The organism is Paenibacillus phytorum (genome assembly GCF_013141715.1).
In the GTDB taxonomy this organism is placed as follows: Bacteria; Bacillota; Bacilli; order Paenibacillales; family NBRC-103111; genus Paenibacillus_E; species Paenibacillus_E phytorum.
In genome coordinates, this window is the sequence record NZ_WHOA01000007.1 from 49,985 (window position 1) to 72,586 (window position 22,602).

The 22,602-nt window shown below is 43.5% G+C and carries 23 protein-coding genes; 6 read left to right on the forward strand and 17 right to left on the reverse strand.

Features of this window, described 5'->3' with window-relative positions; translation table 11 throughout:
* Nucleotides 1-69 precede the first annotated feature (69 nt).
* The 11 genes from GC098_RS01390 to GC098_RS01440 form a co-directional block, all read right to left on the reverse strand.
* On the reverse strand, nt 70-783 hold the full coding sequence (locus GC098_RS01390; protein WP_376773771.1) for a GntR family transcriptional regulator: 714 nt from the start codon (nt 781-783) through the stop codon (nt 70-72).
* A gap of 11 nt (nt 784-794) precedes the next feature.
* Entirely contained in the window at nt 795-1,811 is a 1,017-nt protein-coding gene (locus GC098_RS01395) for a sugar kinase (protein ID WP_171640272.1), read from the reverse strand.
* A complete protein-coding gene (gene dagF, locus GC098_RS01400) occupies nt 1,804-2,559 on the reverse strand; it encodes a 2-dehydro-3-deoxy-phosphogluconate aldolase (RefSeq protein ID WP_171640274.1) in 756 nt (251 codons plus the stop codon). The genes GC098_RS01395 and dagF overlap by 8 nt, the downstream gene beginning before the upstream one ends.
* Nucleotide 2,560: 1 nt before the next feature.
* The gene (locus tag GC098_RS01405) at nt 2,561-3,664 is read right to left on the reverse strand and encodes a DgaE family pyridoxal phosphate-dependent ammonia lyase (RefSeq protein ID WP_171640276.1); all 1,104 of its coding nucleotides are present in this window, start codon (nt 3,662-3,664) and stop codon (nt 2,561-2,563) included.
* Nucleotides 3,642-4,742 carry an amidohydrolase/deacetylase family metallohydrolase gene (locus GC098_RS01410; protein WP_171640278.1) on the reverse strand — a complete coding sequence of 367 codons (1,101 nt, stop codon included), beginning with the start codon at nt 4,740-4,742 and terminating at the stop codon, nt 3,642-3,644. Before GC098_RS01410 ends, GC098_RS01405 begins: the two co-directional genes overlap by 23 nt.
* Nucleotides 4,743-5,234: 492 nt before the next feature.
* Nucleotides 5,235-5,882, reverse strand: a complete 648-nt coding sequence (locus tag GC098_RS01415; protein WP_171640280.1) for a nitroreductase family protein — start codon at nt 5,880-5,882, stop codon at nt 5,235-5,237.
* A gap of 86 nt (nt 5,883-5,968) precedes the next feature.
* Nucleotides 5,969-7,072, reverse strand: a complete 1,104-nt coding sequence (locus tag GC098_RS01420; protein ID WP_171640282.1) for an efflux RND transporter periplasmic adaptor subunit — start codon at nt 7,070-7,072, stop codon at nt 5,969-5,971.
* 13 nt (nt 7,073-7,085) lie between these two features.
* Nucleotides 7,086-8,435: an ABC transporter permease gene (locus GC098_RS01425; protein ID WP_171640284.1), complete on the reverse strand. Its 1,350-nt coding sequence runs from the start codon at nt 8,433-8,435 to the stop codon at nt 7,086-7,088.
* The gene (locus GC098_RS01430; RefSeq protein WP_171640286.1) at nt 8,432-9,121 is read right to left on the reverse strand and encodes an ABC transporter ATP-binding protein; all 690 of its coding nucleotides are present in this window, start codon (nt 9,119-9,121) and stop codon (nt 8,432-8,434) included. The genes GC098_RS01425 and GC098_RS01430 overlap by 4 nt, the downstream gene beginning before the upstream one ends.
* Before the next feature lie 25 nt (nt 9,122-9,146).
* Nucleotides 9,147-10,331: an MFS transporter gene (locus GC098_RS01435; RefSeq protein WP_171640288.1), complete on the reverse strand. Its 1,185-nt coding sequence runs from the start codon at nt 10,329-10,331 to the stop codon at nt 9,147-9,149.
* Between the two features lie 22 nt (nt 10,332-10,353).
* Nucleotides 10,354-11,688, reverse strand: coding sequence for a multi antimicrobial extrusion protein MatE (locus GC098_RS01440; protein WP_171640290.1), 1,335 nt, complete (start codon nt 11,686-11,688; stop codon nt 10,354-10,356).
* 226 nt (nt 11,689-11,914) lie between these two features.
* Here GC098_RS01440 and GC098_RS01445 point away from each other — a divergent pair, with 226 nt between their 5' ends.
* The 5 genes from GC098_RS01445 to serS all read left to right on the forward strand — a co-directional run bounded on the left by GC098_RS01445 (nt 11,915) and on the right by serS (nt 16,540).
* Nucleotides 11,915-12,229 (forward strand): hypothetical protein, encoded by a 315-nt coding sequence (locus GC098_RS01445; RefSeq protein WP_171640292.1) that lies wholly within the window; start codon nt 11,915-11,917, stop codon nt 12,227-12,229.
* Between the two features lie 28 nt (nt 12,230-12,257).
* Nucleotides 12,258-12,890 (forward strand): hypothetical protein, encoded by a 633-nt coding sequence (locus GC098_RS01450; protein ID WP_171640294.1) that lies wholly within the window; start codon nt 12,258-12,260, stop codon nt 12,888-12,890.
* Nucleotides 12,891-12,921: 31 nt separating this feature from the next.
* Nucleotides 12,922-13,947 carry a tetraprenyl-beta-curcumene synthase family protein gene (locus tag GC098_RS01455; RefSeq protein WP_171640398.1) on the forward strand — a complete coding sequence of 342 codons (1,026 nt, stop codon included), beginning with the start codon at nt 12,922-12,924 and terminating at the stop codon, nt 13,945-13,947.
* Between the two features lie 34 nt (nt 13,948-13,981).
* Nucleotides 13,982-14,950: a 6-phosphofructokinase gene (pfkA, locus tag GC098_RS01460; protein ID WP_171640296.1), complete on the forward strand. Its 969-nt coding sequence runs from the start codon at nt 13,982-13,984 to the stop codon at nt 14,948-14,950.
* Nucleotides 14,951-15,256: 306 nt separating this feature from the next.
* Nucleotides 15,257-16,540 (forward strand): serine--tRNA ligase, encoded by a 1,284-nt coding sequence (gene serS, locus GC098_RS01465; protein WP_171640400.1) that lies wholly within the window; start codon nt 15,257-15,259, stop codon nt 16,538-16,540.
* 57 nt (nt 16,541-16,597) lie between these two features.
* On the opposite strand, the gene GC098_RS01470 is transcribed toward serS, so the two are convergent.
* Both GC098_RS01470 and GC098_RS01475 read right to left on the reverse strand, forming a co-directional pair.
* On the reverse strand, nt 16,598-17,551 hold the full coding sequence (locus GC098_RS01470; protein ID WP_171640299.1) for a D-2-hydroxyacid dehydrogenase: 954 nt from the start codon (nt 17,549-17,551) through the stop codon (nt 16,598-16,600).
* A gap of 177 nt (nt 17,552-17,728) precedes the next feature.
* On the reverse strand, nt 17,729-18,910 hold the full coding sequence (locus GC098_RS01475) for a putative glycoside hydrolase (protein ID WP_171640301.1): 1,182 nt from the start codon (nt 18,908-18,910) through the stop codon (nt 17,729-17,731).
* A 107-nt stretch (nt 18,911-19,017) separates the two neighbouring features.
* On the opposite strand from GC098_RS01475, the gene GC098_RS01480 reads away from it, so the two are divergent.
* A complete protein-coding gene (locus tag GC098_RS01480; protein WP_171640303.1) occupies nt 19,018-20,172 on the forward strand; it encodes an MFS transporter in 1,155 nt (384 codons plus the stop codon).
* Between the two features lie 46 nt (nt 20,173-20,218).
* Here GC098_RS01480 and GC098_RS01485 read toward each other — a convergent pair whose 3' ends face one another.
* The 4 genes from GC098_RS01485 to GC098_RS01500 form a co-directional block, all read right to left on the reverse strand.
* Nucleotides 20,219-20,455 (reverse strand): Sec-independent protein translocase subunit TatA/TatB, encoded by a 237-nt coding sequence (locus GC098_RS01485; protein WP_171640305.1) that lies wholly within the window; start codon nt 20,453-20,455, stop codon nt 20,219-20,221.
* A 130-nt stretch (nt 20,456-20,585) separates the two neighbouring features.
* Nucleotides 20,586-20,744 carry a hypothetical protein gene (locus GC098_RS01490; protein WP_376773748.1) on the reverse strand — a complete coding sequence of 53 codons (159 nt, stop codon included), beginning with the start codon at nt 20,742-20,744 and terminating at the stop codon, nt 20,586-20,588.
* Between the two features lie 165 nt (nt 20,745-20,909).
* The gene (locus GC098_RS01495) at nt 20,910-21,731 is read right to left on the reverse strand and encodes a YitT family protein (protein WP_246320907.1); all 822 of its coding nucleotides are present in this window, start codon (nt 21,729-21,731) and stop codon (nt 20,910-20,912) included.
* 178 nt (nt 21,732-21,909) lie between these two features.
* On the reverse strand, nt 21,910-22,599 hold the full coding sequence (locus GC098_RS01500; protein ID WP_171640307.1) for a DUF4247 domain-containing protein: 690 nt from the start codon (nt 22,597-22,599) through the stop codon (nt 21,910-21,912).
* Between the last annotated feature and the right edge of the window lie 3 nt (nt 22,600-22,602).

The window sequence follows — 22,602 nt, forward strand, 5'->3', positions numbered from 1 at the left end:
TCTTCTCCATGGTGTAGTAAGCGTTATCATCGTGTAGACGAGAAAAGGAAATGCGCTTTTCCTTGTATCTTAACTGTCGTAATTGACTACATAGTTGTGCATTACCGTGCTGTAATAACCTTTACTGAATTCGATCAGATCGCCACGTTCATCAAACGAATAACGTAATCTCTTCAATAGAGGGGTTCCTTCTTTTACATGCAGAATTTTTTCCACATAAGAAGGAGCGGTGGCAGCAGCAAACTCATCTCGATACTTTTCTAAGGCAATTCCGTGCTCCTCAAGCAATTCATACAAGGATTGATCATTCAAATCCGAGAGTTCGATATTTGACATTTGCATGGATAGATAGTGGGAGTAGTGGATATAGGGTGTGTCATTCAAGTGATAAAGACGTTCGATGAACAAGCAGCGCTCCCCAAATAATTGATAAGGTTCTGTGCCTAACTCATTTGTTACAACTTCGGCTCGCAATATTTGCTTGTGAATTTGATGGCCTTCTTCAACTAGAACTTCTGTGAAACGCTTCCATTTGGAAAGCTTAGACATAGAAGCATTTCGTATAACCTTGGTCCCTTTGCCGCTGCTCTTTTCCAAATATCCTTCTTGCGCAAGTTCTTTGATAGCATTGCGAATGGTGATCTTGCTGACATCGAATTCCTGCTCTAGCTGTGGCTCTGACGGTATATTCGTTCCTAAGGGATACACACCGTGTAAGATGCGATCCTTTAGGATATTCATGATTTGTAAATATAAAGGTCTTTTATTGCGGGATAAATTCACCAATCCAATCACTACCTTTCTACATCGCCTACGGCTTCCGTCATCGCACGAAGAATATCGCTTTCTGATGACATCGGAGTATCGCCTACAATGGTATGTGCAAGCATGCCAGCAGCCGCTGCAAATCCGACTGTTTTCTCCGGGGAAAATCCCTGAATTTCTCCGTGTACGATACCGCTCGTGTAGGCATCTCCTGCACCAATTCTATCATAGATAGAAAACGTGAGCAGTTTAGAAAAGGTGAAGCTTTGGTCCTTGTAGATAAATCCGCGCAAGGAATGCGTGTTGTCACCGTTAATGTTACGGTGTGTACCTGCTATGACCGAAATCTGATATTTTTGTGCAACCGCTGGAATCAGCTCCATCAGTTGTTCTTGACTTTCGATCTGATCGGTATGCATGCCGAGGGTAAACATCGCGTCTTTTTCGTTCATCATGACAATGTCAGCCAGCTCTAGCATTTCCTCATAGTGCGGTTTAGCCTTGGCATAACCGCCTTCACCCCAATGGGCGAGACGATAGTTACAATCGAAAACAACGGTGCCGCCTTGCGCTTTGACCGCTCTAGCCAAGGCTTTCATGTGCTCACGTACCCCATCATTCATAGCCAACGTAATACCGCAGAAATGGATGATATCAATATTTTTGGCGATTTCAGTAATAGGATAAGTATGTTCAGGGGCTGTATTGAAGCTGCTTTCCTGGCGATTAGAATACGTCACGCGGCTGGGCCGCGCACCGAATCCATTTTCTAAAAAATACATGCCCAAGTAGCTGCCGCCCCGAACAATGAACGATTGTGTGATACCTAATTTTCGCAAATACGATTCAGCAGCATCACCCACGGCATTAGCCGGCAATCTGGATATCAGGTACCCAGTATGCCCTAAGCGCGAAAGCGCTGAGCTTACGTTCACGCCAGTACCAGAGAAAGAATAATTCAAACTGCTAGCTTGGGATAAGAGTTCATACCCCGGCACTTGCAAGCGCATCATGACTTCTCCAAAAGCAGCAATTCGTTTAGCCATGATGATCAACCAGTTTCTTCATGATCCCCAGTAATTCACGGACATCTTGGGCTCTCGTCTTTCCAGTTTCTTTATCGATGATCGATGAATACACGTGTGGGATGACTTGTGGAACCTTAGCTTCCAGGGCGATACGCAGAATGGTTTCGAAATTATCCATGTCAATGCCGCCAGTTGGTTCTAATGCAAAACCTTCTTCTCCGCACGCTTGCGCGACAGCGCGCAATTCATCTTCACAGCTTAAGCCATTCATCGGGAAATATTTTAAGGCATTGCCGCCCATATCGCGGACAAGTGCGATGGCCGTTTTCACAGGTACAATCGCGAGCTCGGATTGCGCAGCGCTCACTGGACCTGTTGAGATATTGACATAGCCAACGCGTCCAGTAGGGGACACCAAACTGTTAATCCAGCTATCTTGGTCGCCAAGATTGGCGCGCGTTGCACCTACGGCAGGGAATACTTGGTTAATGTGGCTGCCCGGATAGTGCTTCGCAATGGCTGCGACAACTGCAGCTTGACGATTATCGCCAGCGCCGAGTCCGATTGAGACTGCTTCGTCAATGGCTTTTCCGTATTCTTTCATCGCTTCTACAGCTAATTCAACCGTTGGGTAGTCTTTGGAAAGAACGCCCACAAGTACGTAACCTTCAGCTGCTTCGAATATCTCTTTAGCATTCTCAACACTATTAGCCAATACATTCAATGCCGCGCGGCCTTTATAGAAACGTTTTGCAATGTTGGACATGTTATTTGCCTCCTACTAATTTACGTATTTGAGCTGCGATAACTTCAATATCGTCGCCTTGAAGCGGACGTGGATCGATATCGAAATAGCCCTGTTTCACGCCATAATCGCGTGTGTAGATAGCAATCTCACCACTCTGCAGCCCTGTTACAACTTCCTTGGCCGTAGTGCCTGCTTGCTCAGGATCAATTTGAATGCGTGCGCGGAAAATTGCACGACCAGCTTCATCCTGTACAATGTTCACTTTTACACCTTTCAATTCGCTGAGAGGCATTAACACTTGCAAAGCGGCTTTTTCTTGTTCGCTTTTATCTTCTTTGACGCCATATTCATCAAGCGCTTGAAGTAAGCCGAAAGTGGTTTCTTTACCAACTTTCATACTTCTCCCAATACCGTGCAGTTGAACTTTTACCCACTCGATATAGCTTCTCTTCCCGCCGATAATCCCTGAAGTAGGACCTTCAATGGCTTTAGAGCCACTATAGATGGCAAGATCTGAGTATTTTACATACTTTTGAATATCTTCTTCTGCAGCTGCATCGACGATAAGCGGAACACCATTACGCTGTGCAATCTCCCAGGCTTCTTCAACAGAAATCATATTTTTTTGGACGGCATGATGGGATTTCACGTAAAGAATAGCAGCTGTATGTTCAGTAATCGCATCTTCGATATGCTCAACTTTACCCTCATTGGCGTAACCAACTTCAACGAGCTTACCGCCTCCCAAGTAGATCATTGTTTCAACGGGTGCTCCATATTGGACATTGTGACCTTTGAGCATTATTATTTCGTTTTTGGCAATAGGTTCTTGATGCAGACGTTCACTCTTGCGGCGATTTCCTTCAGTTACAACAGCCGCGACAGAGAGTGCGATGCCGCTTGAGGCCGAATTGACGACAACCGCAGCTTCGGAACCTAGGATATTAGCGATATAGTCGCCTGCTTTATCAACGAGATCTGCAATCTCAACGTAATTTTGCCCGCCATGCTTCATGGCTTCCATGACCGTATCTGTCGGAGCAGATACACCTAGAATGCTCATTCGTCCACTTGCATTGATTACACGTTTTAGACCATATTTAGCATTTAATGAGAGAGCCATTCACAACCACTCCTTTGGCTTGTATGATTTGATCTGTTATACGCTTGTCACCTTCAGAATCAACAAGTGTAGTTGGTTCATTTTGAACCGTAAACAGGGTTAGATTGGCAACGTCACCAATTTGAATTCGACCAAGTTCTGGCTTATCAAGCCAAGTTGCTGCATGTGCGGTGACCGCTGCGATGACCTCTTCAAGGGAGTAGCCTAAGTAAAGAAATTTCGAGAGTACATGGGACATACTAAATACCGGGCCGTTCAATCTGTTCCCGCGGTAGATGTCTGTACTGATAGTATCTAAACCGATATGATGTTGTTTTGCTGCCTCCGCAACCTTAAAGGAAAAGCTTGCAGAACCATGTCCAACATCCAGATGTACGCCTCTATCAATAGCTTTAGTAAAAGCCAGTAACGGTTTTCCATTCTCATCAAAAAGATTATTAGCTTTCCCATTCAGATAATGAGTAATGATATCTTTTTTCTCTAAAAGCGAAAGGATGTCTTCGATACTCGGCGGTCCGGAACCGATGTGAACCATCAAGGGGAGAGAGGTTTCATGTGAAAGTGCGCGCGCAGCGAGCAAAGGTTCAATGCCGCAGTCACGAACAACACTTTTGCTTATTCTTGCCTTTAATCCAACAATGATATCTTTATTTTGTTTTACGGCCTGTACAGCCTTTTCCTTATCGATCCATGCCATATTGGACAATTCGTCGACTCTTTTCAAACCAATTCGTGAAATGTTCAAAAAGGCAAACAAGTTCGTTTGGGCTCGTTTCCTACTTGCTGCTAAGTCTGCAATTCGGTCCGCACCGCAGCTTCCAGCGTCTACAATCGTGGTTACACCTTGTTTGATTCCAATTTCATCGATTTCATCGCCGTAGGGATCGAAATCAGGAAAGGCATGGGTGTGCAGATCAATCCAACCACTTGAGACATAAACATCGGAATAATCAAAAATATGCTTCCCATGTCCACTCCCAACTCGGGTTAAATCAGCGATCTTCCCGTCTTCAATTACAATATCGAGACATTCTCCATTAACGTATTTTACGTTGTGCAATACGAATCTCTCTTGCATGCTTGTCACCTTTTTCTGTAACTCAATTTATTAACGCTTACATTTAAGATTGCCTAGATAGCTCCTCACATACATAGGAGTGAATTGTGTTAATCATGTAAAGAATATAACGTTATAATGTTACAATATCACAGAAAATTAGTGAAGTAAATATAACGTTATAATGTTTGAGAAATTAAATTTTGCCATGAAATAAGTAATGGAATTAAATGATGAAAACATATAAGTAAATAAAGGGGCTGTCCCAAAGTGTTAAATAAATTAGAGGGACAGTTCCTTCATGGAGCTATGCGAGCCGAAGCTCGTTGACAGAGTTTGAGAAGCCGGAAATCAACTTCTCGGTAGACTGTCTTGCGCGTCGGTTCTGAATAAGCGCGGAAAACGCGCTTATTCAGGAGCGCACGAATAAAAGGAGTATGCTTTATCAACGGTCAAAGCGCCTAAACAAAAGGAGCTGTCCGCGAATGCGGCAGCTCCAATCAATCAATCATATTAGTCGATGATTTGAAGAATATCATCGACTTCTTTGCGTGCCAGTTTGCCTGGACGATCCTTCGGATAACCGAGGGAGATGACCATATTAATCTGACATTCTTCTGGAATGTCCAGATAAGCTCGAATCTGGTCTTGGGCCAAAAGCACGGGGCCCGTCATCGGGCATGTTGCCAAGCCTCTAGCGTGCGCTGCGAGCATCAGGTTCTGAGAGGCTAAGCAGGAGCTCTTAATGCCTTCTTCGGCCCATACGGTGTCTTCGACGAGCTGAATCGGATCAAAAATACGATCACGGAACTTCGATTCGTAAGGCGTTGCTAAGCAAATGATAAGAACAGGAGCATCGGAGAATGCTGTAGCATAGGGACCGAATGATTTCACCAATAAGCGGGCTTCTCTAGAAAGTCCCTTTTCCTCGGCAGCCGCCGCACGGAGATGGAGTTGGTCCCAGGTCAATTGTTCGATATGTTTGATTTTCTCTCTATTTCTAATCGCAATAAACTTCCATGTCTGGGAATTCGTATCGCTTGGTGCATATCTGGCGCAGTCGATAATTTCACGAATATCTTCTGTGGCAACTTCTTGCTCTGTAAAATTTCGAACACTGCGGCGCTCCAGTACAATCGTCTTAAAATCTTCATAATTCATAAAAAACAACTACCTGCCTTTGCTGCTTGAATTGTGCATATTTTGTTACTTGGTACTAAGACTTTATGCTTATTATAAAGCAGTTGTTATTGCAGCACAACCGTGTCGCCTTCATTCAGACCTTTTAGTACTTCTGTTTTCTCAGGGGTTTCCATCCCAATCTCGATATCACGACGTTCTACGCCTTGAGCAGTCTGCAGCATCACGTAGTAGACTTCTTTCTCATGCAGAACGGCTAAAGTGGGTACCACTAAGGTTTGAGGCTTTTTATCTGTTTCTATCGTTCCTGAGAGGCTGAGACCGGCTATTAGCTGCTCATTTGGTTCTAAAGAAATGGTAACCTCGAATTGAGCTGAACCTGTGCCTTGCTCCGTGCCAGTCTTGGCAAACTTGGATACTTTTTCAACCTTACCTTGAAGCTTTTTCTGTTTCAGTGCATCAACTTTTACTTGTACGAGCATGTCTGGCTTAATACGAAATACATCAAATTCACCAACCGTGCAAACTAGCTGCAATCTCGTCAAATCTACGATTTTACCAATACGCACGCTTTCCTCGACAGACTTAGGAATTTTGGAGGAGTCTTCGAATAAGAAGATGCCATTCTCAGGCGCAACGAAGGAAGCTTGCTCCACTTTCTCTTGTTTCTTAGCCAATTGCAATTGAATGGATTGATCATTGACCGCATTCAACTGTTCTTGAATTTTACGTCCTTCTGACGCGGCAAAGCGCTGGCGGGCATCATCTTCACTAATAGCACCTGCAGCTACACTGCCACTATCCCCCCCAGGTCCAGCAGCTTTGAAATTGGCTAGATCGGCTTCCAACTTTTGTTTCTTCAAGCTAGTTTGCAGGGCAGCAATTTCACTTCTTAGTGGTGTAGCATCAAGCTCAAATAACTGCTGTCCCTTTGTTACTTGAGCCCCGTCTTTTATGTGCCAAGTTTTTATTTCGCCACTAAAGGGTGCGTAGACGCGCGTCTCCTTCTCATAAGAAGACTTCCCTTTGACTTCAATGCTGTTAATCAGATCTTCTTTTGTAACTTTGAATTGTAGGGCATTGAACGCAGCACCTGCGTCGGCATTTTTTGTTTTCATTTGATTAGGATGACTTGATATGTATAGAAAGCTGCTAATGCCGCAGACAATGACAGCCGTTAGAATAAGCATCCATGTTTTCTTTTTCCTCATGCTAAACAATCTCCTATTCTCGTTTAATTGCTGTTAGTGCATCGGTTCGAGAAGCTTTAACTGCGGGGTATAAACCCGAAAGAACGCCAGTCATAATCGCAAAAAACATACCAACAGGAAGAATCCATAAGCTTATAAATAAGATTTCCACGGGATCCCCTCTATTGGAACCAAATCGGATAATGATCAAATTAATTCCCCAAATGACCCAATAAGAGAGCAAAATACCTACAAAGCCACCTAGCATGCCTAAAAGTGAAGATTCCACGATAAACATATTGCGGATTTGTTTCAAATTTGCACCAAGTACTTTCATGATTCCGATCTGCCGCCGGCGTTGATGAGTGGACATTGTCATCGCGACCACGATGGAAATGGAAGCTACGAAGAGAACAAATAGGCCGACACCGGTGAGCAGCAATCTAACAATGGCAAACTCGCCTTTCATGCGATCTTCTTGATATAGATTAGTCTGCGTTGTGAGTTGAAGTTTTTTGATCATTTCATCTACTTGTTTCACATTCATACTACTATCAACTTTGACTCTAACTTCTGAATATTGAACATGTCTATTTGTTGAGGACTTATTTTGGGCTTGTAGAATTTTGAGACCTGTTTCAGGGGATACATAGGCAGCTTTGTTCCCTTGCAACATGGAGTCTGGCAATCCATCGGGTTTCTTAAGTACTCCAATGACGCGAACTGACACCTCGCTAGGTTGGATGGTGTTAGTCCCTGATTGGTTACTTGGTTGCTCTTGATTATTATTCGATTTCAGGGAGATTTTCTTTTGATATAGGGGGTAAGGAATAGCACCCATTTGACGGTAGGTTTCGGATTGTTCCTTGCTAGGATTTTGCTGCATAAGTTTATTACGTACTTCCTGCGTCTTTGCATCCAAGATACCAAGCGTAGCCCCATAGTTGAGAACGATATTATTGTCCTGATCACTCGCCCCACCTTGTTGGAACTTGGAGTCGAAGTCCTCTAAAGTACTCAACTCTGTTGCTTTGAGGTTCAGGTAGCTTTCTTTACCGTCATCGACAGTGAATCTGAATTGTCCTAAATCTTGAAAACTAGCAACCGATTTAACATGCGGAAAAGTACGGATGAGATCGAGCTTACTTGACGTAACTTTAGAAGGACTGTTAGGATCGCTGTTTTGGTCAACGATGGTGATTTCATCGGTTTTGAGATAGAAGCTCATTTGCTTCTGACTGTAGTGTTGAATAGATTCGCCAAAGCCTAGAGCAACCATAATGGAAGCCGAGCCAATGGCAATTCCTACGGTACAAAGTGCTGTCACAACCTTGCGTCGCTGCAGTTGGTCCCAGCCCAGACGAAGGTAATCCTTAAGTTTCATCCGGCCTCACCTTCCTGATCGTTTCCTTCCAGTAAATAACCATCGCGAAGCTGCAAAATGCGCTGCGTTCGGCGTGCAACTTCATGCTCATGTGTAACAATAACGAACGTGATGCCATTCTTGTTCAAGTCAATGAGTAGATCAATGATCTCTTTCTCCGTCTTCGTATCCAGATTGCCTGTTGGTTCATCAGCAAAGACGATAGCTGGCTTCGTAATCAAGGAGCGGGCAATACTGACACGTTGTTGTTGTCCTCCAGATAACTGTGACGGAAACATATCTGACTTATCCCCGATACCGACTTGCTGTAAGAGAGCCATCGCTCGTTGTTTACGTTCTTGACTTGCGACACTTTGGAATACAAGTGGCAATTCTACATTCTCACGAACGGTTAAATGTGGTATTAATTCATAAGATTGGAAGATAAATCCGATGTGAGTTCGCCGAAATTCCGCCAAGCGGTTTTCGCTCATTTTCTCAATGGCCTGTCCAGCGATTAAAATACTACCTCGGGTAGGCTTCATTAGGCCTGCCATTAAATTTAGCAGTGTTGATTTCCCAGAGCCTGAGCTGCCGAGCAGAGCAACCATTTCTCCTTGCTCTACTCGGAAATTTAGCTCATGAAGAACGGGAGTTTCTTCTTGGCCTGTGCGGAAACTGTGAGATAACCGTTCAATGGCTAACACGTGAACAACCCCTTCATTTTAAAACTCATCGACCACTGGGCATACTTTCACTTTCATCGTTTTGAAATATATGCGTGCCTAGGAACCCAATGGCCGCGACGATCGATAAGCAAGCTGCAATGACATAGACTGTGCTTCCACCAGCTAAATCAAAAATCCAACCGCCCAACGTGCCGCTAATTAATCCCGCAATACTAGACCATGCAACAGCGAAGATGGCTTGCCCAGAGGAGCGATACTCATCAGGTACGATTTGGCTTATATAGCGGTTAGCCGTGAATAAGAAGATACCGAATGTTAAACTATGTAACAATTGAACGCCAATGACCCAAGTAGGATCTTGAATAGAGCCCATGATGAAGAAACGTACGGCATATATGATTCCGGCAAAAGCGAGCAGGGGTAATTCTTTGAACCTATGTCCATGCTTGCTCAGAAAGAAAAATACTGGTATTTCACTAAGCGCTGAGGTCATCCAAGCATAGCCAATCAGGGAATCAGATGCTCCAAGCTGGCGCATGTACAAGGCTAGGAATCCATCGTTGAAACGATGTGAAACGGACATAATAATAATTAACACTAAGAACCAGATGAACTTCTTGGAACGAATGATATCGAGCATGCCTCCGAAGGCCATCTTTTTGCCACCTTGACGCGCATCTTTTAGCAAAAAAACGATGACTAACGTGCAGCTAATAGTAAGTAGGCATAGTATTGGCGTGAGCCCTGTACCGTAGTGTCTAAGAAGTAACCCAAAACCTCCGGCAGATACAGCGAAACCGATGGAACCCCAGACGCGGAAGGAGGCGTAGCTCTTACCGCTATCTCGAATACTTAGCATTAGCTGACTGTCATTCAATGAATTTACGGGCTGCTGGAAGAAGAAAAACATCGCTAAGCATACGTACAGCAGGGAGAACCAACCCGCGGTAAATACCAAGATGGCAGTGAATAGCTGCCCAATAATCAGAATGATCATGATTTTCTTAACGGTTTGGAAGCGATCACTAAGGAATCCCCACAGCAAGTTGGTCGCTATCCCAATCAGTGGTCCAATGGCGTACAACAAACCGATTTGAAGCTTGGAATATCCTTTGTAATCAAAGTAAAGCGGGAAAAAAGTAACGACAATACCCATCGTCATAAAAAAGGAAAACGTGAACAATTTGAGTAGATGGTCTTGTGGCTTTGTAGGAATAGACGTTTTCATCAGTGGTTATCACTCGATTTCTTTACAAATTTTCTGTAGAAAAATTCGTTTGCCCGTTTTCAGACGTTCGTTTGAGTATAAAGAACACGACTAGAAGCTCGGCCAGCATACCAACAGACTGCGCGAGAGCACCGATCAAGCCATTCCAACCGGGTGCATTAGAAATGGTGATGAATAAGGTTAACACGGTAACAATAGCATTCGCAGTTTGGGATAAAACCATGATTTTCGTTTGGCCTCTCAGCATAATAATACCGTTCATGTAATCAAGCCACGGGAACACTATCGTCATGATCATAAATATACGCATGGCAAGTAAGCTTGCATGCATCAGTTCGGAATTAACACCCATGACATGTGTCATAAACCAAGGCCCGAGAGCTGTATAGGCAAGAATAGCGATGAGTGCTCCTGGAATAAAGCTAAGAAGGATGACGAAACGGACGACAGTTCTAGCATCTTTGCGATAGAAATTCAAAACAATTTGATGAATGTAAGAAAAGAAACTCAAAACCAATTGAGTCAAGGAACCGGCAATCGCATAAGAGGAAATCGCTAAATGAATATGCGTTGTTTTACCTAGTATGGCATTTATGGTGGGTCCAATGACGACGGCAATGATCGAAGAATACAGAAGGGGCTTATAGAAACTAAAAATTTGTTGTTTGGTTTCAATCTGATGATCAGGTGCCTTCTCTGGAATGACAGTTCGAAGTAAGTTTGTTCCTTCCCATACAGCAACCATAGCTTCAATAATCATTCCCACTAAGAAAATAATGGCGCCAACACGGCCACTAGAAACATTATCTGTAGTAATAAAATATAACGATAACAAATACATAGCGATGATTCGCACGCACATACCAATGGTCAACCATTTGGTCCGCATATTAAAAATGATTATACCGTGAAATAAACACCGTAGTCCTGAGAAAATGCTAACGTACATCAAGATGCGATAAACACTAAGTGTAGTGTCTAATAATTCACGTTCAACTCCAAAAAAATAAAGAAATACCCATTCTCCAACAGGCGTATAACATAAAATAAGGCCAATTAGAATGATGCACGCAAATACATAAGAACTAACCGCTGCCATGGCGCGAAATGAGATGCGGTCTCTTACAAGAGCTGAGCAAGCTTGTCGCAGCAAAACAACGGGTCTTTCGGTTAGGCCAAGTAAGCTTAAAGGCAGCGCATAGCTGGCAATGACCACTTCCGGATTATCAGCCCTGGCCAAGGTGCTATTGATAATAACATGCGAGAGGGTTACTAGTGTTGCTGAAAGGCCGAGGGGGAGGAAAAAGGAGATGAGCTGTTTCCAAGTGATGTTTTCTTTTATTGTCTTAGCGGTCATCTAAATCGCACTCCTTAGAGTTTTGCTTTAGCAAAACTAGCTTTGTAAGCATAACTCTTACTAAAAATTCCCTTTTAAAAACGTTATTTAAGTATACCAGAAAATGAAATCAGGTTGACATACAATTTTAACTGGAAACCCAAGGTTTGAAGTGATACATTTAAAGGTAGAATGTTTCTTGAACAAGTCGCAGCCAGTTTTTACTGCAAGGAGGTTTAACAGAAGAATGAGCTGCTATTTCCAGTATGATGCCAGACTCGGAATTGAGATTCCCGTGTTAGAAGTGGAGTGGGAGTGTTATCCGCCCAGTGTGCGTGTTGATATTTTATTACATTGGGAACAAATTCGCGGTGCAATACCGGACCGCATTATGAAGCTAGAGGCGACGATTATTTACAAACAGAATCAGCTGGATAAGGAAGACGATTTTCCCACATCATGCCGTTTGAATTCCGAAATTGCTGACTTAGCTTCTATCATAAATGATCTTCATCTTTGGTTCCGGGCGAATCAGGAATTGGAATCGAAAACCCACCAATAATGGTTGTCAATGAAGGGAGAATGACTGCATGCATAGCAATAAGGATGGGGATAACTGGCTGGAAGCTATTGCAAAGCCGCTCTTGGAGCATCTACCTGCTTTATATCCGATTGAAGAATGGGATGGAAGTATGGATGCACGCATTGAAGCACTTGTCCCAGCAATGATGACTCAAGGCAGTCCTGAGCAAGAGTCTTATGGATTGGCGATTAAAGCGGGTCTTTTTTTACTAAATGAGAGTTTAGATAAATCCCATGATATTGCCCAGGAAATCACGAATGCAACAGGCAGCTACTGGCATGCTCTGATGCATCGGATGGAGGGGGATTACAGCAATGCGAAGTATTGGTTCAACGATGTCGGCCATCATCCTATTTTCTCTAACTTACTACAATGTGTGAGCGATTATTTGACTGTAAAAGACTTGGCTGATTTGGACAATGAAGCCCTTCGTCAGAAGCTTGAAGTACTTATTACTTCTCCGGAATGGATCCCTTGTGTATTCATAGATATCGTAGAGTTACAAGTATCCCTGGTTCAAAATCCTATTGTTGATCAATGGTTGCGGCATATTCAACGATATGAAATGCAGTTATTGTTACAATATTGCTATGAACAAAGTTGTGGAGGAAGTCTGCTTGAAGCAATTGGACAGAAGTAGCACAAAGGTTCCACAAGGCCCAATAAGATTAATGGTTAGGGTGTACCGTTATATTTTACCTGACGTAAGCGATCAGCTCTCCATATGGAAATCAAAAGCGGAGAATATCCCAGATGTCGAGCTGCGCACTCAAGCACTAGCCAGCATCGCAACGAAACAATTTCATTGTCAAGGTGGCGCTGTTTATGCGGCTGCTAATTTGTCGATGCGTCATGTACTCATCCCGCTCATTGTTGCGTTTCAAACGATTAGCGATTATTTAGATAATCTATGTGATCGCAGTACATCCTTGGATCCCCAGGATTTCCGTCAATTGCACCAGTCGATGTTGGATGCTGTTGATCCTTCTATGCCTTTGAACGATTACTATGCATACAGACAAGAGAAAGAGGACGGTAACTATTTAACAGAGCTCGTCCAAAAGTGTCAGTCTTGTATTAGTCTGCTTCCGTCATATAGACAAGTTGCCGATCAGGTGCGAGATTTCGTAGCTTTATACTGCGACTTACAAGTGTACAAGCATATTCGCAAGGATATGCGGGAGCCTGAGCTTCATCAGTGGTGGGATCAACATCATCATAGATATAGCCAAATTTCTTGGAATGAATTTGCAGCAGCCACAGGTTCAACGTTAGGCATGTTTATGCTTTTCCTTGCAGCTTGTGATCCTCATTTGAGTGAAAAGCAGGTCGATTCGATACGGGAGGCTTATTTCCCCTATGTGTGCGGGCTGCATATTTTACTTGATTATTTAATTGACCAGGAAGAAGATATCTTGGGTGGAGACCTGAACTTTTGCAGCTATTATGAATCTATGGAAGCAACCGTTGAGAGAATTGCCTTTATCGTGCAAGAGGCTCGTAGCAAAATTTTGTTCTTGGAACATCCGCGATTTCATCGTATGATAATCGAAGGTTTGCTTGCGCTGTATTTGTCGGATCCAAAGGTCAACGACCAACAACAAGTGAAAAAAATATCGAAGCGTCTTATGAAAAATAGTCCATTAACCCGGTTATTTTTCTGGCTAAATAGCATGTACATCCGTACGTCATCATGAATGACATTCAGAAGAATTTGAAGGAGGAAATGAAATGTCAGCAGTAAAATCAATTGCCGTTCTAACAAGCGGCGGAGACTCTCAGGGAATGAATGCGGCCGTCCGTGCGGTCGTAAGAAGCGCATTATTCCATGGTCTCGAGGTCTATGCCGTACAACGTGGATACCATGGTTTAATTAACGATGATATTCGCCAAATGGATTTGCGCAGCGTTGGAGATATCATTCAACGTGGTGGGACCATTCTACAAACGGCTCGCTGCAAAGAGTTCTTAACGCCGGAAGGTCAACAAATTGGAGCAGAAAACTTGCGTAAACGCGGTATCGACGGATTGGTCGTTATTGGAGGAGATGGATCTTATCAAGGTGCCAATAAGCTAAGCAAGCTGGGCGTCAAAACGATGGGTCTGCCTGGAACAATTGACAATGACATCCCATTCACTGACTTTACGATTGGTTTTGATACAGCAGTAAGCATTGTTGTGGATGCGATTAACAAGCTTCGTGATACGATGACGTCGCATGAACGTTCATCCGTAGTAGAAGTCATGGGACGTCACTGCGGTGAGATCGCACTCTACGCTGGATTAGCTAGTGGTGCGGAAACGATTATCGTTCCTGAGGTTGAGGTCGACATTAACGAAGTAGCTAACCGTATGAAGGATAACTTCTCCCATGGCAAACGTCATAGTATCATTCTCGTTGCTGAAGGAGCGGGAACCGGTGATGGGATTGCTAACCAGATTAATGAGTATGTTGGTATTGAGCCTCGCGTAACTGTTCTTGGCCATATTCAACGCGGCGGAGCTCCTACGCACAATGACCGAATCTTGGCAAGTCGTCTCGGTGATTTCGCTGTACGTAGGCTCATGGAAGGCGATTCTTCCAAAGCATGCGGTGTTATCAAAGGGGAATTAGTAGCTACAGATATTGATTTAGTTGTAAATACAAAGCGTCCTTTTAATACAGAACTTTATGAATTGGCAAGTCGTTTATCCCAATAGGTCTACATTGGAACAAACGCTATTGACCTGTATCATATCTTCGTTTATAATATCGAACAAATACAAAGCGACATTAGGTCTGTGAAGAGCATCCAACTCGGAGACGTTCATGATCGGTAAGGCGCAGGATACATCGCCTTTCTTTAAATAAACCGGCACCGCCCGTTATCGCGGAACCAAGCGGATGATGACATCATGATGTCGTCATCAAGTTGGGTGGCACCGCGAGCAGAACGCTCCTCGTCCCAATCGGACAGGGGCGTTCTTTGTCTTTTTCCCAGACTAGAAAAGGAAGCGGTGAGCGGTATGTTGGATATCAAATGGATTCGTATGCATCAGGATCAAGTGAAGGAAGCAGCTCAAAATAAAGGGGTAGAATGTCCCCTTGATGAGCTGCTTGAGGTAGACGAAAAGAAAAGGCTGCTGCATCATCAAGTAGATCAGCTGCGCACAGAACGCAATCGTGCTTCAGCTCAAATCGCGCAGTGTATGGCTGAGCAGAAAATGGGAGAAGCCGAAGCTTTGAAAGATCTGGTTCGCGGCTGGAACCGAACATTAACGGAGTATGAAGAGGGGCTTGCGATACTGGAGGAGCGGTTCAAGGAGCTGATGCTTACTGTACCGAATCTGGTTTCACCTGAAACTCCACTTGGGGCTACCGATCAAGATAATGTTGTACAGAAAGTAGTAGGTCAACCTACCTCGTTTGAATTTGTGCCTCGTGATCATATGCAAATCGGTGAGGAATTGGATATATTCGATTTCCCCCGCGGAGTTAAGGTAGCTGGAAGCAGGAATTACTACCTCAAAGGGATGGGGCTATACCTACACAGAGCTGTTCAACAGCTTGCTCTCGATCTGCTATCAGACCGAGGGTTCACGGTGATGGATGTCCCTCTGATGGTGCGGGAAGAGACGCTGCAGAATGCGGCTTTTTTCCCCGCTGGGAAGGATCAGACCTACGAATTGCAGGATGAAAATAAATGGTTAGTTGGCACATCGGAAGGTCCGTTGGTTTCGTATTATGCGGGTGAGATTATAGATTTATCAAAGGGGCCGATACAACTGGCAGCCGTATCAAATTGTTTCCGCAAAGAAGCTGGTTCGGCAGGTAGAGATGTACGAGGATTATATCGTGTTCATCAATTTGCCAAAGTCGAACAGGTGATTCTTTGTGAGAATGATCCCGCCATTGCTGATCAAATGTTAGATCAAATCACACGGAATGCAGAAGATATTCTAGATTTACTTGAGCTCCCTTATCGTGTCGTTGCCGTATGTACAGGAGATATGGGCGCCAAAAACTACAAACAGTATGACATTGAGACATGGATGCCAAGCCGCAATGCTTATGGCGAAACGCACTCGTCGTCAAGCCTTCTTGACTTTCAAGCTCGCCGCAGCGGATTACGCTATAGGGATAAGAGCGGTGAGCTGCGTTATTGCTATACGCTTAACAATACGGCTGTGGCCACACCAAGAATTTTAATTCCTTTACTAGAGAATCATCAGCAAGCAGATGGCTCGATCTATCTACCAGCCGCTTTGAGACCTTATATGAGAGGGCTCACTGTCATACCGAACAAATAAAATAACGTACCACATCCCTAGGTGTTCTATCTTGGGGATGTGGTACGTTATCGTATGTTAATAACCTTCTGTTAAATCAACGACATTCATCATCTCGGTGCCATCTAAAAAAGCTCTAACATTATGATAGAAAATGGCGGAAACTCGCTCTGCATAGTGAGCGGAAGATCCAGCGATATGCGGAGTAAGGATAACATTGTCCATGTTCCATAGGGGAGAAGTCGACGGTAGTGGCTCCTGCTCAAAAACATCGAGTGCAGCGCCTGCCAGCTGGCCTTCTTGCAGCGCCAGAATCAAATCTTCTTCTTCAATGACATCACCGCGAGCCAGATTGATTAAGAAAGCACTTGGTTTCATTAAGCGCAGATGTTCTTTGGTCAGGAAACCTCGCGTTTTAGCTGTACTAGGAAGTAGAAGAACGACGAAATCACTTTGTGAAAGCAATGATGCTAAACCTTCTTCTCCACAGACCGTTGAGTCGAAGGCAGGCCCAGGAGAACCGGAACGATTCAACCCAATGACAGTCATATCAAAGGCCTTTGCTTTGCGAGCAACAGCTTCGCCGATTGCACCTGCACCAATAATACCAATCGTTTTACCATAAAGCTCACCAAAAGTAACTTGATTGTCCCATACTTTACTTTGCTGACGCTCATGGAGAAGATTCGCTTTACGAACCCATTGCAGCATGAGGCTTAGCGTAAATTCACTCATCTGGATCGTATGTACGCCACGGGCATTAGTGAGTATGACATTACGCTCGGCAAACTCTTGGAGAGGTAGCTTATCCACGCCGGCAGAAATGGTTTGCATCCATTTTAGCTTGGTCACCTGCTTGAGGGTGTCCGGATTCATGCGGCCAGCCGTGATAATTACATCTGCATCTGCAATGTGTTCCCCAGCCTCGCTTGAAGATTTAAACCAATGAAATTGGCAGCGTTCCTTCAAGTCTTGCGGCATTTGCTTTTGCATGGAAGTCAAATCCATTCCAGTAATGGCGACAATATTCATTGCATTTCAACTCCTTTTAATGTCTAAGAGAAGACTTAAGTCATAAACCTATAAGTTTCTTTGATTGTACATATTCCTAGTCGTTCTGGTAACATGAATCCTGATTACATGATAAATCAAACCGAAAACGAAAGTAAACACCCCGAGAGCTCTTAGTGCCCTCAGGGTGTCTCCATGTTAGTATTTCACATTAGGTGTGTAGTTGTTATTAGCGTTCCATAGAAGGAACTCATTCACGCCGTTTTCTTTCAACGCACGTATTTGTTCTTCCACTTCATGTTTACCGTACTTGATATAACCAGGTACCCAAGAAGCAGTGAAATCTTGAATCCAAGGTCGAACAATTGGCTTCCAACCTTTCTTATCAATGGCCTCCAGCTTCTTGGTTGTATCCTTGGAAGCTCCATCGATAGTGGCAAAAGGTGCTGCATCCGGCACTTTGGAGCCAAACCAGCCAGTGCTGTAATGACTTGGATAAATCATGGGAGCGATGACATCAACATTTTGAGAGATTTTCTCGAAATCTTGACCAATGCCTTCGGCTGCTGGAACAGAGGCCGCATAACCAAATATATCAACGGATACACGAACACCAAGTGGCTGCAATTGTTCTTTGGCATATTTGACGAAGGAAGCGACAGCATCAATACGTGAACGTTCATCCTTTGTATATTTAAGAATGTCAGCTCTTTTCTCAAAACCTTCCGGGAATCGGACGTAGTCGAATTGAATTTCTTTAAATCCAGCTTTAACGGCTTCTTTCGCTACTGCGATATTGTAATCCCATACTTCTTTGTTGTATGGATTTACGAAGCTGTCCGGTGGGTTTTTACCGTTACCCCACAGAGTTCCATCTGGATTGACGAAAGACCATTCAGGTTTCTTTTTGGCAAGAATCGTGTCTTTGAATACAACGATACGACCAATTGGATAAATGTTATGTTCGTTCAAGGTGGTCATTAAACCTGGCATATTGCCAATAATTTTCTGAGTTGTTCCCATTGCATCAAGCTCGGCGTTCCCTGTTTCCCATGTGATGTAGCCCCAATCATCTTTGACATCAATGACCAGTGAGTTCAGTTCTGTGTCGTCGAGCAGCTTCACAAGTGTATTGAGCCGAGATCCACCCGCACTATGAGCCGTGGCGTAAATACCTTTAATTACCGGTGCGTCCTTCTGCGGATCCAATTTGTTTACAGGTGCTAAAAGATCTGTTTCTTGGGATGGTGTAGGTTGAACAATCGCCACTGCATTCTTCGCATTCAGAGAAGCTTGCACAAGTTGTTCAAAGCTGGCATCCGGGTTAGCGGCCGTTACATTACCCCAGATTAGGGCAAGTGAAGCAAGTAATATTTCCATGATGTATAAGTCCTCTCCAATCTTTGTTTCTAGCTTTTATTATAAAGCAAGCACGAAACTACGCACAGAGGAAATTTGTAGAGGTTTGTAGAAAGAAGGTACCCTTATTGAAACTTGATAAACAAATTATTTCGTTATCTGGCGTTAATTTTTTTTACTATGCTTCTAGTGCCATTTTATTGCCCTATTTACCTTTATATTTGCAAAGTAAGGGTTATTCAGCAAGCGAGATTGGACTCTTAATGATGATTGGTCCGTTCATCTCCATATTCGCACAGCCATTCTGGGGATATGTCAGCGACCGGTTCAACTCGGTGAAGAATATCGTATTTTTACTCTGGAGCCTTTCCTTACTAGGAAGTTTTGGCTTGTTTTTAACAAAAGGTTTCGGGCTTACACTTGGATTTATTTTACTGCTTTATTTCTTCTTGCTGCCATCCGTTCCACTTATCGATAATTTGGTTGTCAAATCAACGGCACAGCGTGGAATGTCTTATGGATCCGTCCGATTATGGGGTTCTATCGGATTCTCGGGTGTTGCTCTAATTTCGGGTCTTTTCCTCGAAGAATTAGGTGGGGTAGCCAACATACCATATTTTTATTGGGCTTTGTGGATCTTCCCATTTCTACTGCTTGCATTTATTAAAGACGAGAAGGGCAGCGGACAACGAATAACATTAAGTGCAATCGGTACTATTTTCAAAAATAAAAACTTCTTATGGTTTATGGTCATGGTTCTGATGATATCAATTCCACATCGAATGAACGATGCACTATTAGGTTTATATCTGAATAAATTAGGGGCTACGGACTCTATGGTCAGCTGGGCATGGGCCATTGCAGCATGCACTGAAATTCCGGTGTTTGCCTATATCAATCGGTACATACATCGCTATCACGAACTGACCATCTTAGGTCTTGTTTCGGTCTTATATACGATACGTTGGCTGCTCTACACGTTATTCAGCGATCCTTGGGTACTAATTGGTTTGCAGACGACACATATGCTCACCTTTGCTGTTCTGTGGATCGTTGCGGTACAGTATGTTGTGCGTCTGCTTCCAGAGCAATTTGGCTCCACGGGTCAATCCATTCTTGCGATGGTGTTCATGGGGCTTGCCGGTATTATCGGCGGTTCGGTGGGCGGATGGTTGAGTGAGCAGTGGGGAGGCGCGAGCATGTATGTGTTTGCGTCAGTCATGTCGGCAATAGCCGCAGGTATGTTTTTCGGTACACAAGCCGTAATGCGTAGAAGAAGCTAATGATAAATAAAAACACCCGGCAGCAAAATTAGCCGGGTGTTTGGACTTATTTCTGAACTTGTCCTGATTCGGCATTCGTGACCTCTGCAGGATTAATCTCTTTACGGACCGGTACAGGCTGATCATCAGTAGCTGTATTACCGCCATTTCCATTCGTTGCATCTTTAAATTCACGAAACATTTTGCCAAAACCTCTGCCAAGTTCAGGCAGTTTATTAGGCCCAAACAAAAGAAGGGCGACAATTGCAATTAAGATGATGTGCCAAGGAGATAATGCTCCCATTCCAGACACCTCCATTAGTTTATCTTAGTACTATTATATCATGTTCTTATCATAACCTATATACCCTAATTATTACAAACTCAATAACAATGTATGAATAAAGCGATAGCTGAGCAGAAAAAGACGCCCCTTAATGATAAAGGGCGTCTTTATGATGTTCCGTAATGCTGAACTGAATAATTTCCATGACATCTTCTGCTTCGAGCGCCTCAATGCCAAACCGGAGGACGATCTCGGAGTCCAGCTCATAGCTGGTTAAGAAGGGGTACAACTCGGGTGTTAATTTCATTACAATCCTGGATAATTTGACTGTCTCCACAAGCATCACCCTTCCAATCAAAAGATTAGAATACGAATTACGCCTGAACCACTCACGATGAAGCCAGAACTATATGAAATTAGTATCATTATAACACAATTCAACTTGGAATAAAGAGGCGGATTGCTCGATTATTCACTTAAGCTTGCGGAATTCTCCGACGACACCAACGGTTTCAACGATATTCACGAATGCTTTCGGGTCTATCTTCTTAATAATTCGCTTTAATTCTACGAGTTCATAGCGCGTAGTGACGGTCATTAACATATCATGCTGCTGTTTCGTATAAGCGCCTTCCGTCTTAACTAAAGTTACGCCTCTAGGGAGTAGAAGCAGCTCGTTAAGCAACTCTTCCTTTTGTTTGGTTACAATGAACGCTGTCACTTTGACATGGCGAATATGTATAGAATCTACAACTTTGCCACTAATATAGATGGCAAGCATCGAGCAAAGAGCAAGATCCCAATTTTGCTTGAAATAGCCTAGTGCAACAATGACCAGACCGTTCATGGATGAAAGAAGGGTTCCGAGAGGGAAATCAAATTTTCGAGTCAAAATCAAGCCAACGATATCAAAGCCTCCACTTGAGCCACCTATTCTTAAGGTGATACCGCTTCCTATTCCAATGAGTACTCCCCCAAAAACTGCACCAAGAATGGGTTCCTGCGCAACATAGCTTGTTGGTATAATTTGCATCAACCATGCCGTTAATATGACCGACGCTACACTAATCATAATAAATCTACGTCCAATTGAAACCAATCCCCAAATCATCAATGGCAGGTTAAACAATAAATACAAGAAACCAATGTTAAAATTCGTAAAATAACCAATAATCATGGCAAATCCAGAAACCCCGCCGCTAAGCAGTTGGTGAGGAATGAGGAACATGTTGAAGCCGACCGCGACAAGCAGTGCGCCAACTAGAATAATGAAAGCGTCTAGCGCCTTTTTCAAAACAAATCACCTCTAAAATAGTATGCAGCATAAAGCAAGTATAATTCATTCTTCTAAAACTTCAATCATAATTTACCTTCGGTCAATTAAATGGACTTTAATGGAAAAAATTAATCCTTTGTTAAGATAAAAAAAGCTGTGTCCAATTCATGGACAACAGCTTTATAAAAACAAATAATTAACGTCTCTTGAAAGAGCCTGTCTTCTTAGATGTGCTTGGCTTACTAACAGATGGTTTAGTTACCTTGTTTGGTGTAGAACCATCATTTTTGCGGGTTGTAGAGTCGCTGCCTGAACTAGGCGTACCAGTACCGGTCTTGAAGCTGCCCGTTCTATCTGACGTTGTTGGCTTCTTATCCTTCGATACATCCGTTGTTGGAGTAGTCGCCTTACCGCCACCTGTGTTATAAGTCGGTGTCCGGGTATAGCCTTTATAGTCGTAAGGCCGTTTACTATTGAACCATCCCCCGCCGAATAAGGACTGAAGCAGGGTGGCAGTCAAGTAACCTTGCAAGAACGAGGAGTCGTAATGTGATTTGGCATATTCAATACTATCGATTTGAACAAGCGTGTTTTTACTATCACTAGGGTCCTTTTGGACGTTAATGACCTTATCATTATAAACAAGGAACATTTGATCGTCAGATTCCTTGCTCTTTTCCTTCGGTGACTCTTTCGCTGCTAGTTCAGCTGTTACGGCAGGGACGCTTTTGTTTTCGACTAAATAAACCTTGGAGAGATTGCTCCCTTTGCCGTCAACACTAACTAACGGATACTGATCTTTGATATAACGTCCGGCATCAGCGCCACACGCGGTCAGAAGGGCGATGATCAATAAGAAAGAAACCCATGAAGTCCATCTTTTCACTTT